A 12,488-nucleotide genomic window follows, 5' to 3' on the forward strand; every position below is an offset into this window, starting at 1 on the left:
GGTCAGAATGACGCCAATGACACTCCTGAATACGACGATGGACCACCTGATCAAAGACACCGCGACTCTGGAGCTTTACGCCTGGCTGGATCCGGATGCCGAATTGCCGGGCTGGGACGTGCTCACCGGCAATCCTTTCGGCACTTCCTTGCCCGAGGACCAATTCACCACGGTGCAGAATTATTTTGCCGAATATCATCTTGAATACTACCGGCAGCGCCTCTACAACAACTTCCCCAGTCGACTGCACGCCCTGCTTCTTTTTGCCACGCGCGTCGATGCGGAAAATTTCCGTGCCAAACATCCGAGCCGGGTCTTTGGCAAATATCTGTTTTGCGCGCGCAGCAAAGGAGCGTATGTCGTTTCATTTCACGATTCGAGCTGGCTCGATTACCTGCGCCTGCCGCACAGTCTGAACCTGTCGACGCTCGACGAAGTGTCCAGACACTACTGGAGAGGTGCGCTGGTCGAAGAAATCGGACTGAATTTCATGAACGAACGCTGGCGCGAACCGCCGGTCATTGAAGCGCTTTTCCAGGGAACGCTGGAACCCGTTCATCGGCACCAGCAGACGCTCCTGCTGCCCGGATTTCACTAACCCAACGTCATTTCATCGTTGCGCCAACCGCCTTATCCGGCGCCATCGCCGGCTTGGGCGCAACAGGTCGTTCCGGCGTAATCGGTGGCGGCGCCAGCCGTTTTGGCCTGTTCAAAAGCGTCGCATGACGCATGAAAAAGCGCACCGGCGCGGCCCTCTTCAGCACGCGTCCGTCACCGTCAACAATGCTCGCGTCCAGTTGCATGCTCTGGTTGGGTGGCGGCAAGGCGTCGCCCCAGAACTCCGGTGGAATCATGAATTCGTTGGCGGTAAAGCGCTGGCTGACGGGACGCCCGTTGATGCTGACGGCAAAGACGTGCCCCTCACCCAGTTGCAGGGGCGGATCGACGGCAACACGCACCTCGAAGAGTGCCGTATTGGCGACGACACTGCCATCGCTCTCGGGGGACACAATTGAGAAAGTGCGGTAGGCCACCGCTGTCGCATCAGGGCTAACGCGGTTACTGCTGGTGGCCGCTGCGTTGCCAGTTGCGGCAGCCTTGGGTTCCTGCGGTGGAGCCACGACATTAAGCGGTGGCAAAGAAACTTCCCGGGCGCCGGGCTGCGGCTTGTCCGAAAAAACCGGGCCCTTTTCCCCCTGGGTCACATAGACGCCTTGCGCTTGCAGCGCCACATTCTGCAGCAGCAGGGCAGAGAACAGCAAAATCGTTGCCAGTACTGATTTCATGCGTGTCTCCCGAAGGTCTACTCCACCACAATTTTGCATAACGGCGGCAATCCGTCTAGTACCGCCTGCGCCACCCGTGGCGAATAAAGCATGGCCAGATGACCCAGACCATCAATTATCCGCTGCTGCGCCCCTGGCAACACGAGGTTGACCTGCGGCAACACAAAATTGTCGTGCCTACTGAAAATGTTCAATGTATCGATCAGCGGCGCTTCGCTTGCCAACGCCGTCAGCCACGCACTTCCCGGTCGCATTTGGCGGGCATTTTCACCGATGCCGGTTTTTGCCAGTTCGCTTCCTGCATGCGGCGTCCCCAGCGTCACCAGCCGGCTGACTTGTGCTACCCCGTGACGACGCAGATAAGCGTGTGCCACCAATCCGCCCATGCTGTGCCCGACCAGGACCACCTGCGTCGCCCCGGTTTCGGCGAGCACGTCGTCGAGGCGCCGAGCGACGGGTTCGACGAAATTTTCGATACTGGTAAAGAGCGGTTCCAGATTGATCGTCGCCACGCTCCAGCCGGCCGCCTCAAGGCGCCGGCGCAAGCTCCACCACGCTGCGCGCGAACAGCCGTAGCCGTGAATCAGCAGCAATGGCGGGCGTCCGTAGCACGGCAGCAGGCGATCCGCCCCCATCCACCAGCGTTCGAAGGGGGAAATAAAAACAAAGTTGGTAATAAAGGCCACGTATTCAGCAAAGAACATAACGCTAGCCCGCCACCAGCCGAGGCTCGGCGCAGGCGAACGATAGGCCCGGCCATAGGCGTAGATCAGACCGACGCGCCAGAGGCGCGCAGCAAACACACCGGCGACTGCGAACACGCCCGCCGCCAGCGCCGTGAGCTCAAAAAAATACAGGGCAATGGTCGCATAACAGACCAGTTCAAACAGGATGAACAGGCGAAGAATAATGGCAAGCATGGAAGAGAATGATCCCCGGCAACCGTCCCAATCGGATGCACCGATTATACGGCTAGCACAGGCCAATCAGTCCCGCCGTGCAGCCATGATCATGTCGGACGCTTTTTCAGCGATCATGATCGCCGGCGCGTTGGTATTACCACCGACCAGCAAGGGCATGATAGACGCATCAACCACGCGTAGGCCACTTAGCCCGTGCACACGCAAGCTGGCATCGACGACGGCCAGTGCATCGCTGCCCATTTTGCATGTACCGACCGGATGGTAGATGGTTTCGGCCTGCTGACGGATGAACCGCCTGATGTCTTCGTCGCTTTTCACCTCGCGCCCCGGAGAAATTTCTCTGCCACGATAAGCGTCGAACGCTCGTGCTGCAAAAATCCTGCGCGCCAGTTTAAAGCCGCGTAACAGATGCTCGATGTCTTCAGGATGCGTAAGGTAGTTAGCGCGGATAAGCGGCGCGGCCTGGGGGTCGGCGCTTGCCAGACAAATTTCGCCTCGGCTCTTGGGTCGCAGATTGCAGACATGCAGGGAATAGCCATCACCACACAGAAACAGTAGATCCCGTGCGTGGTCGCGCAACTTGCCCGGGCTGAAATGAAACTGCAGATCAGGCAGCTCCTCTTCAGGAGTGCTTCGCGCCACGGCACAACCCTCGGCGCCATTGGTGGTGAACATTCCCCGACCTGCGGCCAGATAGCGCACCAGATCCAGACCACCGCGCAGAACACTGCGCCAGGTAATGCCGTAGGAAACGGGTTGGGTACAGGCCTGCACCAGGATGACGTCCAGGTGATCCTGAAGATTCTGGCCGACCCCCGGCAAGTGATGGCGGGGAACGACCCCGGCGTCATGGAGTTTCCGGGCGTCGCCAATACCGGACAACATCAGCAAGTGCGGGCTGTTGATGGCACCCGCCGAGAGAATGACTTCCTGACGCGCACCGACCTGTTGCAACCGCCCCCGGCGCAAAAATTCAACGCCAACCGCACGCTGCTGTTCAAGCAGAACGCGAGTCGCGTGGGCCTGAGTAATCACCGTCAGGTTGGCACGCGACCTCACCGGCGCCAGATAACCGCGCGCCGTACTGCAACGACGACCGTTCTTTTGCGTCACCTGAAACGGCCCGACCCCCTCCGGGCTGGCGCCGTTGAAATCGTCGTTGTGCGGCAGGCCGACCTCGACTCCGGCCTCGACAAAGACCCGTGTCAATGAGCTGGGGCTGCGCAAATCAGCAACGTTAAGCGGCCCGCCCGTGCCGTGATACGCCGACGCTCCTCTCTCCTGATGCTGCGCACGCTTGAAGTAAGGCAGGACATCGGCAAACGACCAGCCCGGATTGCCAAGCGCCGCCCACTGATCGTAGTCAGCAGGATGGCCGCGCAAATAACACATTGCGTTTGACGAACTGCTGCCGCCCAGAGTCCGCCCACGCGGCCAGAACATCCGGCGCCCACCCATTTCTGCCTCGTCCTCGGTGTAGAAATTCCAGTTCAGCACCTTGCTGCGCATCATCCAGAGGATACCCATTGGCATATGAATCAGTGGATGGCGATCCGGCGGACCAGCCTCCAGCAGGCAGACCGTAACGCGACTGTCAGCACTCAAGCGATTGGCCAAGACGCACCCCGCCGATCCCCCGCCAACAATCACGTAGTCAAACATGTTTTCCACGTCCAGAGCCAGCAACATCATCGCAACAGAAGCTTGATCAAACGCTCGAACAAGGCGCCGTAGGGCGGCTTGAACAGGCCGATACCGGAGAGCCTGGATTGACGGAAAACACCCTTTATTGCCGAGAAGGTCTGAAAGCCATCAAACCCGTGATAGCAACCCATGCCGCTGGCGCCGACTCCGCCAAAGGGCAGATCATCCTGCGCAATGTGCAAAAGCGTGTCGTTGATCGCCACGCCGCCGGAAACCGTTTCATTGAGCACCCGGTCGATGCATGACGCATCCGTGTCAAAGTAGTAAAGCGCCAGTGGCCTGGGGCGCGAATTGACGAAGGTAATCGCCTGCGCGAGATCGGCGTAGGGAATTAACGGCAATAGCGGTCCGAAAATCTCATCCTGCATAACGCGCATACCGTCATTGACGCCGCGCAGAACGAGCGGCGGCAAGCGCCGCGACACCGGATCGGCGGCCACGCCCGGAATCAGCTCGACCAGCTCCGCCCCCTGCGCCCGCGCCTCATCGACATAGCCGGACAGGCGCGCAAAGTGGCGAGAATTGATGATGTTGGTATAGTCCGGAGTGGTGCCAAGATCAGGATAACAACGGGCGACGACACGTTTCGCAACGGCGACGAAGTCATCTTCCTGGCCGCTTGGCAACAACACGTAGTCGGGCGCGATGCAGGTCTGCCCGGCGTTAAGCGTTTTGCCGACGATAATTCGTTCAACCGCGTGTTCGAAGTTCGCCGCGACGCCAATAATCGCCGGTGACTTGCCACCCAGCTCGAGTGTCACCGGCGTCAGGTTTTCCGACGCAGCGCGCATGACGTGTTGGCCCACCGGCGTCGACCCGGTAAACAGCAGATGATCGAAAGGCAAGCGCGCAAAGGCCTGGGCCACGCCGGCATCGCCTTCGACCACCGAAACCTCGTCGTCGGCAAAATCTCCGGCGATCAATTCGGCGAACAGGCGTGAAGTCGCCGGAGTGAATTCGGACATTTTGAGCAGCACACGATTACCTGCCGCCAAGGCCGAAACCAGTGGGCCAATGGCCAGATAAATCGGGTAATTCCAGGGAACGATAATGCCGACTGCGCCCAAGGGCTGGAAACGCACCTCCGCCCGCGCCGGCTGGAACCACAGCGACACGCCACGCCGCTGCGGACGCATCCATCGATGCAAATGCCCCAGCGCATGCGAAATCGCCGCGTAGCAGGGAAACAACTCGAGCAGACGCGTCTCGGCCAGGGAACGATGGCCAAAATCCTGGCGCACCGCGTCGGCCAGCGCATCGGCGTTGTCACGCAACAAACGGTCCAGTGTCCGCAAGCGCCGCGCACGCAATTCACGCGGCGGATTCGGCTCGCCACGTGCTGCTCGCTGCAGCCGGGAAAAACGGATTTCCAGCGAGTTCACGTCACTCATGCTCTCCGACCCTGGTAGTCAACTTCTCGCGAGTGTATGCCGCCGCCCTGCTACCCGGCAACCAGCATTGCGATCACGGCGCTGACCATGACGGCGGTGGCAAACCACCCGAGCACCCGATGACGCCCTGACAGGGTGTATCGGCCCAGGATTTCCCGATTGCTTTCCGATCAGTTTTTATGCGTCACGCGTTGATGCGGCTTTTCAGTAACACTTCGAGACATGGCAATCTCCAGCGCGGTCTCAAGGCGAATAACGCGCTCAGTCAAGCCTTCGATTTTCTGCTGTTGGCTCACCATTGACCCGGCCATGCGCTCAACCTTGTCATTCATCTTGATGACTGTAGTGATGGCATCCCATAGTTTGTCGGTAACTCCCATCAAGCTGCCTTTCGTTCCATATCGGCAATTCGCTTATTCGAGGCATCGACACAAGCCAGAGCCTTATCGATTGCGGCGTTAGCCTGTGCGCTTGTTTTGTTCATCTGGTCAATCATCCCTTCCAGAATCTGGTCATCCTGACCAGGGCGAAACGACGCTGCGGCCCGACGCAGAAACTCACCCATCGACAAGCCTGCCGCCTTCGCCATTTTGGCTATCTGCCCTTTTTCTGTTGCCGTCACCAGCACGGGAATGCGTTCGGTTGCGGTAGCCATTATGATCTCCTGTGAACATGGTCAGCACATGCGCATTGTATAGCGGGCATTGCGGAAAACAAGTCTTGCAGCTTGCCAGAATTTTATCGAAATTAAATTTAATTAATTCTTATTGATTTTTATTTTCGATTTATTAAAATAACAACATGAATTGTCCCTCATGCCATGGCCTAATGCACATTTCTGCGCGAAGCTGCGCGGTGTGCGGGATTGAGGTCAAAGGCCGTTTCTGCACGTCCAGGCTTGCTCGTCTACCGCCCGAAATGCTACATCTTGCCGAGGTGTTTCTGCTCAACGGAGGCAACCTCAAACAACTAGCGCCGGTGTTGAACGTGAGCTACCCGACGCTGCGCAAGCGCATCGATGCCTTGGTTGACACCTTGCGTGCATTGCAGGCGGCCGACCAAAGACAGACTGCAATCTGGTTGCAGGCCGTCGAACACGGCGAAATGACCGCCGAAGAGGCGGCAAGAATGATCAGGGAGATCAATGGTGACTCATGAAGAAAATATCCGCCGCATGCAGAGCGAAGGGTTAATCAACGACCGCCAGGCTGATCTGCTGCGCAGCGCTGTTCAGGGACCGGCAAGCGCAAGCCCTGCCCCTGAACCACACCCGGCACGATGGCTGTTACCGATCCTGGCTGCTGTCATCCTGCTCATTCTGGCGGTCATGCTGCTCTCCGCCGGCACCGAAACGGAAGCCATCCAGGATATCGCACAAACCTTGAACCAACCGGGGAGTACAGCTCACATGAACCGCAACCTCACTAGCGTGCTGGGCATCGCCCTCATCCTGATCATGCCATTGCTGGTCTTGACCTGGCTTTACAATAGCATCGTCAGCCAGGAAGAAAAAGCCATGGAAAGCTGGGCGCAGGTCGAAGCCGCCTACCAGCGCCGCGCCGACCTGATTCCTGCTCTGGTCGAAACGGTTTCCAGGTATGTAAAGCACGAACAGGCAGCCCTCGAACAAGTCACTGCAAACAGGGCGCAAACTACCCCTGACGCTGATGTCGACCAACTGCTCAAGGCACAGAAACAGGCCAATGAACTTTTGCGCGCCCAGTTGGGCAAAGCGCCAACCGACGAGAAGTTGCTGGCTGATCTGGCCAACGCCCAAACCATCGTCGGCAAACGCGCGCAGCAGTTGATTGCGGTTGCGGAGGCGTATCCACAACTTCGAGCCTCCGACCAGTTCCTTCAATTGCAGGCGCAGTTCGAGGGAACAGAAAACCGCATCCTTACGGCTCGCAATCGCTTTAACGAAACCGTTGAAACGTACAACGCCAGCATCCGCAAATTGCCGGGCAGCCTGATCGCCGGAATCGGCCACTTTCAGCGCAAAGCCTATTTCAAGGCCGCTGCGGTGAGTGCCCAGACGCCTGAACGCAAGTGGTGATGACGATGATGATCCGGCAAATTGGAATCATCGCGCTCATCGCCTCCCTGCTACCGGCCTGCAGCCGGGAACCGACCTTGATCAATGACGCTGCCCGGCTATTGAGCGCTAAACAAGCCGCGAGCGTCGCCACCTTTCATCACTACCTTCTGGCTGACCACGACATCGACTATCGCGTGCTGACCCTGACCCAGGGCGGGGACCTCAACCGCTATACCAGCCAACAGTTTCAGGCGCTGAAAGTTGGATCTGCCAGCAAAGGCGGGCGCGGCCTGCTACTGGTGCTCGACACTGCCGATAACAAGGTTCGCCTCGAGGTCAGCCGGTCGCTGGAGGCCGCCTACCCGGACGCTTTTATCGCCTACATCGAACAGCGCCAGATGACGCCATTTTTTGCCGCCGGACGCGTAGCCGATGGCATTTTGGCCACCACCGAGCTGATTGTCACCCGCGCCCAGCACACTCAGACCAATCAAGGCTGGGACGACGAAGTCTGGTCGCCTGCGGCGACCGCCGGCGGCGGCGCCACGGCCAACGCACGGCTGGACGGTGCGCCGGTCCCGGCCACCATCAGTGACACGCCCAATGCGCAGAAACCAGGCCAAGGCGACTCGCCGCTCGCGCAAAATTCCCCAGAAGTGACCTTGCAGGCCTATCTGAACGCCATGTCGACGCGCAACGCCAGCCCCGACCTCGACATCTATTCCGCGCCGACGCGCGCCATGCTCAAACAATGGGTCGTCACCCCGGCCCAGATGGACAACATCGTCGCCACCTATCGCGACTGTCATGCCGACGCTGTCCGCTACGATGCACAGCAAACCCTGGCGGTCATCCGCTACCCGGTCGACGAGCGTATGTGTTCGCCATGGTTTTTCGTTCGCCAGGGCGATCGCTGGCAACTCGACCTCACTGCCATGCAAGGACTGATCCGTTTTGGGCGTGACAACAGTTGGCATTTCGACGTGCAACTCATCAACCAACACCCCTATCAGTTCGCCTTCGCCGACTGGGGTTTCGACAACCGCGGCTACCCGCAGAAAATGCGTTGGCACCTGACCGTTGCCTCCGACCAGCAAGGCCATGTCTGGGTCGCTCGCACTGGCGCCGGATCGGCCGCCGAGGCCTTTGGCTTCCGTCAGGATGACCGCCTGTTGCGCTGGAATGGCGTCGCGCTAACGCATCACGAGCAGGCCATGCGCGCCATGCAGGACGCCGAGGCTGGCAAACCGGTCAGCGTCGACATCATTCGTGATCAGCAAGCCATGCGGCTCGAAGGTCTGGCGCCGCCACGGCCGTAAAACACCGATGGCATATTGAGGGTTGGCCCACACGAGAGCAAGAAGCATCACATGAAACCACGCATTACAGTTATTACCCTCTGCGTTGACGACTTGGAACGGGCGGTACATTTCTACCGCGATGGTCTCGGCCTACCAACGCAAGGCATCTTTGGCAAAGAGTTTGAGTATGGGGCAGTAGCTTTCTTTGATTTACAAGCAGGATTGAAACTCGCAATCTGGCCTCGCAAAAGTCTTTCCATCGATTCAGGCATTCCGCTTGGCAGCCCAAGCCCTACTGAGCTCACACTCGGACATAACGTCTCGTCCAAGGCGGAAGTCGACGCAGTCATGGAACAAGCCAAGATTGCAGGTGCGGTTATCGTAAAACCGGCTCAGGAAACTTTTTGGGGCGGTTACGCCGGTTATTTTCAAGACCCAGATCACCATCTCTGGGAGGTCGCGTGGAACCCGCAGTTATTGCCTGAAGAGTGAGGCACAACCCGGCGGAGGGCTCGGCGTATGCCCTGCCCTCCACGTTTTCGCTAACCGAGAACTGGCGGAATGTACGGCAGTGTTTTGCCGAGCAGCCAAAGCATCAGCAGGACGACGGGCGCATGGAAGATCAGTTGCAGCGTCGAATAGCCGGCCAGATCGCGCGCCTTGACGCCGGTCAGGCCCATCAGCGGCAGCATCCAGAAGGGATTGATAAAGTTAGGCAGGGCTTCTGCGGCGTTATAGACCTGAACCATCCAGGCCAGATTGACGTGCAACTGGTTGGCCGCTTCAAGCAGATAAGGCGCTTCGACCACCCATTTTCCACCACCGGAAGGCAGGAACAGGCCGAGAATCGCCGAGTAAATACCGCCGATCAGCGGCAGCGTATCCTGCGTCGAAATCGAGACGAAGAATTTGGCCAGAATCTCGTTGAGCCCGGAACCCATCAGTACGCCGAAAATACCGGCATACAGCGGAAACTGGAGCAGCACCCCGCCGGTCATCGGAACCGCCTTGGCCGCGGCACGCAGGAAGGAACGCGGACGCCAGTGCAGCAGCATGCCGGCGATGATGAACATAAAGTTGTAGGTGTTCAGATCGAGCGCCGCCAGGCCACCCTTGGTGCTGAACACATCGTACAGATAGATCAGGCCCAGGGCGACGATGACCAGGGTCAGCACCGGGCTGAACTCGAGCTTTTCGCCAGGAGTTTGCGGGGTACCGATATCGTCCTTGCTGTCCTGGTAGACGATGCCTGCCATTTCAGCCGTCTTGGCATGTTTGGCCGTCGGTGTCGAGGCATAGCAGATCCAGATCGAGAGCACGAAAAGAACGATGATCATCACCAGGTTCTGCCAGGTAAACAAGGTCTGCTCCAGCGAAATGACGCCGCTGATCTTGAGCAGGGCCGGGGGAATCGATCCCTTGGTCGCCATCAGCAGTGCAGCCGACGATGACAGGCCCAGCGCCCAGACACTGCCCAGGCCCAGATAACCGGCAGCCCCCATAGCACGATAATCGACACCGGCAACCCGCTTGCTGATTTCACGCATCATGATTCCCGCGAAAATCATGCTAAATCCCCAACTGAGCAGAGACGCCAACATGGCCATGAACGCTACGTAGGCCACCGCCACCTTTGGGGTTTTCGGAAAACCGGCCAACACGTTGATGACCCTGCGTACCGGCGGAGCAACGGCAACGATATAGCCGCCAATGACGACAAAAGCCATTTGCATCGTGAATGGAATCAGGTTCCAGAAGGACTTGCCAAAGTCCACCGAAACCTGGGTCGGGGTGCGTCCCATCGCCAGCGCGGCGGCGCAGACAATGAGTACGGCAATGGCGGCAAAAACATAGGCATCAGGAAACCATTTCTCGCTCCAATCGGCGAGCTTGGCGCCAAGACGCGCAATGGCGCCCTGCTCATTGGATTCAGATGGGTGCTTTATGGACTGATTCATCAACACGCTCCTTCACAGGGTTGGATAAATAGTTTTTTATATTTCCGACTTATTTCGGGGTACTGCCCGGCAGCTTCATTTCGCAGCACTGCGTGCTGACAATGAACTCGGCTTCGGTCTTGGCGCGGATTTCCTCAAGCGTGATGCCAGGCGCGGTTTCGGTGAGCACCAATTGACCGTCGATAAAGCGGAAAAAAGCCAGTTCGGTGACGATGGAAGTTACTTTCCCGGCAGCAGTCAGCGGTAGCGAACAGCGATAGAGAATCTTGGCGCCGCCACTCTTGGTCGCATGCTCCATGGCGACGATGACATTCCTGGCGCCGGTCACCAGATCCATGGCGCCGCCCATGCCGGGAACCATCTTGCCGGGAACCATCCAGTTGGCGAGATTGCCTAGCTGATCGACTTCCAGACCGCCAAGCACGGTGACATCGACATGCCCGCCACGGATGATGGCAAAGGACAGAGCGCTATCGAAAAAGGCAGTGCCGGGAACCATGCCGCAGGGCTTGCCGCCGGCATTGACCAGATCAGGCAGCGGGTCGCCGACGAGCGGGCCCAGGCCGAGAAAGCCGTTCTCGGATTGCAGGGTGATGCGGATGCCCTCGGGCAGGTAGTCGGGAATCAGCGTTGGCAGGCCGATGCCGAGGTTGACCACGTCGCCGTCCTTCAACTCCTGCGCGACACGGCAGGCTATGAGATTTTTCGCATCCATTTCACTTCTCCCCGGAAAGGATGAGGGCATTGACCAGGATACCCGGTGTCATCACCAGTTCCGGATCGATTTCACCGGCACAAACAATCTCGTCGACTTCGGCAACGACGAAATCGGCAGCCAGAGCCATCAGGGGATTGAAGTTGCGGGCGGCGCGCCGGTAGACCAGATTCCCCTTGTCGTCGGCACGATGCGCCTTGAGGATCGCCAGATCGGCGCGCAGTGGGCGCTCGACCAGATACTCGACACCGTCAAAAGACAGCTTGGTCTTACCCTCCTCGACGATGGTGCCGACGCCGGTCGGCGTGAGCACGCCACCGAGGCCCGCTCCGCCGCAGCGGATGCGTTCAGCCAGGGTGCCCTGCGGCACCAGTTCGACCTCAAGCTCGCCAGCGATCATCTGGCGCCCGGTTTCCGGATTGGTGCCGATGTGCGAGGCGATGACTTTCCTGACCCGGCGCTTGGCGACCAGGATGCCGATGCCGGTATCGGCGCAGGCGGTATCGTTGCCGATGATGGTCAGATCCCTGACACCCGAGTCAAGCAGGTCACGGACAATGCCATCAGGCGTTCCGCAACCCATGAACCCGCCGAAAAGAATGCTCATTCCGTCGTGGAACCGCAACCGCAATTGCTCGTAGCTGACTCGCTTGCAAGGTGTACCCATGTGCTTTGCTCCTGACAATGTAATTCAACCGAGCAGAGACTACGCACGATACGTGCCCAAATCCAGTTGGCAAGTCTAACCGATGGCGAGCGCCAATGCGCAGTAAAAATTCCCGCCGACAATTTGGCATTGACCGGGATGAAGATTGAGGCCAGCAGGGGCTTCGGAGGATAGTTTTCGCACCTCTACCACCCCCGCCCGCGCACCGCGCCGCAATCTAGCCAAGGGAAATGTCTGAGTTCGATTCCGCAAAATACAAACGAACTCCAGACCACTCGATCACAAGGAAATCGAGATGTTCATGCCTCAGCCCGGCACGGAGGGCTTCTCTGTGGTTTAAATTTTTTCTAGCATATCGCTTTGTTTACTCAGCAGTCGGTAATATAGGCGACAGACGGCGCCTTGAAAAATGATCGGACGAGGTTGGGCAATTTTTGAAGTGTTGCAAGTTGCGCCTCTATTTTGTCGCGCAGTTTTTCGCCCTTTTGCAAAGGACGTCTTGCCG

At 58.5% G+C, this 12,488-nt stretch carries 14 protein-coding genes; 5 read left to right on the top strand and 9 right to left on the bottom strand.

Annotated features, from left to right (window positions below; all coding sequences use genetic code 11):
* Positions 1–16 precede the first annotated feature (16 nt).
* The gene (locus Q1J43_RS13275) at positions 17–598 is read left to right on the top strand and encodes a hypothetical protein (protein WP_301102976.1); all 582 of its coding nucleotides are present in this window, start codon (positions 17–19) and stop codon (positions 596–598) included.
* Between the two features lie 7 nt (positions 599–605).
* Here Q1J43_RS13275 and Q1J43_RS13280 read toward each other — a convergent pair whose 3' ends face one another.
* The 6 genes from Q1J43_RS13280 to Q1J43_RS13305 all read right to left on the bottom strand — a co-directional run bounded on the left by Q1J43_RS13280 (position 606) and on the right by Q1J43_RS13305 (position 5,959).
* Positions 606–1,286 (bottom strand): hypothetical protein, encoded by a 681-nt coding sequence (locus Q1J43_RS13280; RefSeq protein WP_301102977.1) that lies wholly within the window; start codon positions 1,284–1,286, stop codon positions 606–608.
* Positions 1,287–1,303: 17 nt separating this feature from the next.
* The gene (locus Q1J43_RS13285; RefSeq protein ID WP_301102978.1) at positions 1,304–2,206 is read right to left on the bottom strand and encodes an alpha/beta fold hydrolase; all 903 of its coding nucleotides are present in this window, start codon (positions 2,204–2,206) and stop codon (positions 1,304–1,306) included.
* A gap of 66 nt (positions 2,207–2,272) precedes the next feature.
* Positions 2,273–3,871, bottom strand: coding sequence for a choline dehydrogenase (locus Q1J43_RS13290; RefSeq protein ID WP_301102979.1), 1,599 nt, complete (start codon positions 3,869–3,871; stop codon positions 2,273–2,275).
* A 26-nt stretch (positions 3,872–3,897) separates the two neighbouring features.
* A complete protein-coding gene (locus Q1J43_RS13295) occupies positions 3,898–5,304 on the bottom strand; it encodes a coniferyl aldehyde dehydrogenase (protein WP_301102980.1) in 1,407 nt (468 codons plus the stop codon).
* A gap of 170 nt (positions 5,305–5,474) precedes the next feature.
* A complete protein-coding gene (locus Q1J43_RS13300; RefSeq protein WP_301102981.1) occupies positions 5,475–5,684 on the bottom strand; it encodes a hypothetical protein in 210 nt (69 codons plus the stop codon).
* Positions 5,684–5,959 (bottom strand): hypothetical protein, encoded by a 276-nt coding sequence (locus tag Q1J43_RS13305; RefSeq protein ID WP_301102982.1) that lies wholly within the window; start codon positions 5,957–5,959, stop codon positions 5,684–5,686. The genes Q1J43_RS13300 and Q1J43_RS13305 overlap by 1 nt, the downstream gene beginning before the upstream one ends.
* Positions 5,960–6,105: 146 nt before the next feature.
* Here Q1J43_RS13305 and Q1J43_RS13310 point away from each other — a divergent pair, with 146 nt between their 5' ends.
* Genes Q1J43_RS13310 through Q1J43_RS13325 form a run of 4 tightly spaced genes read left to right on the top strand, consistent with a single transcriptional unit; the run spans position 6,106 to position 9,135 of the window.
* Positions 6,106–6,462 carry a DUF2089 family protein gene (locus Q1J43_RS13310; protein ID WP_301102983.1) on the top strand — a complete coding sequence of 119 codons (357 nt, stop codon included), beginning with the start codon at positions 6,106–6,108 and terminating at the stop codon, positions 6,460–6,462.
* The gene (locus Q1J43_RS13315; RefSeq protein ID WP_301102984.1) at positions 6,449–7,360 is read left to right on the top strand and encodes a LemA family protein; all 912 of its coding nucleotides are present in this window, start codon (positions 6,449–6,451) and stop codon (positions 7,358–7,360) included. The genes Q1J43_RS13310 and Q1J43_RS13315 overlap by 14 nt, the downstream gene beginning before the upstream one ends.
* A gap of 5 nt (positions 7,361–7,365) precedes the next feature.
* Complete coding sequence (locus Q1J43_RS13320) at positions 7,366–8,661, top strand: TPM domain-containing protein (RefSeq protein ID WP_301102985.1); 1,296 nt, start codon at positions 7,366–7,368, stop codon at positions 8,659–8,661.
* Between the two features lie 51 nt (positions 8,662–8,712).
* A complete protein-coding gene (locus Q1J43_RS13325) occupies positions 8,713–9,135 on the top strand; it encodes a VOC family protein (RefSeq protein ID WP_301102986.1) in 423 nt (140 codons plus the stop codon).
* A gap of 50 nt (positions 9,136–9,185) precedes the next feature.
* On the opposite strand, the gene Q1J43_RS13330 is transcribed toward Q1J43_RS13325, so the two are convergent.
* The 3 genes from Q1J43_RS13330 to atoD are packed head-to-tail and all read right to left on the bottom strand — an operon-like array spanning position 9,186 to position 11,983.
* Complete coding sequence (locus Q1J43_RS13330; protein WP_301102987.1) at positions 9,186–10,601, bottom strand: TIGR00366 family protein; 1,416 nt, start codon at positions 10,599–10,601, stop codon at positions 9,186–9,188.
* 49 nt (positions 10,602–10,650) lie between these two features.
* Positions 10,651–11,316, bottom strand: coding sequence for a 3-oxoacid CoA-transferase subunit B (locus Q1J43_RS13335; RefSeq protein ID WP_301102988.1), 666 nt, complete (start codon positions 11,314–11,316; stop codon positions 10,651–10,653).
* A 1-nt stretch (position 11,317) separates the two neighbouring features.
* Complete coding sequence (gene atoD / locus Q1J43_RS13340) at positions 11,318–11,983, bottom strand: acetate CoA-transferase subunit alpha (protein WP_301102989.1); 666 nt, start codon at positions 11,981–11,983, stop codon at positions 11,318–11,320.
* Positions 11,984–12,488: the final 505 nt, after the last annotated feature.

The organism is Propionivibrio sp. (genome assembly GCF_029255185.1).
Lineage (GTDB): Bacteria > Pseudomonadota > Gammaproteobacteria > Burkholderiales > Rhodocyclaceae > Propionivibrio.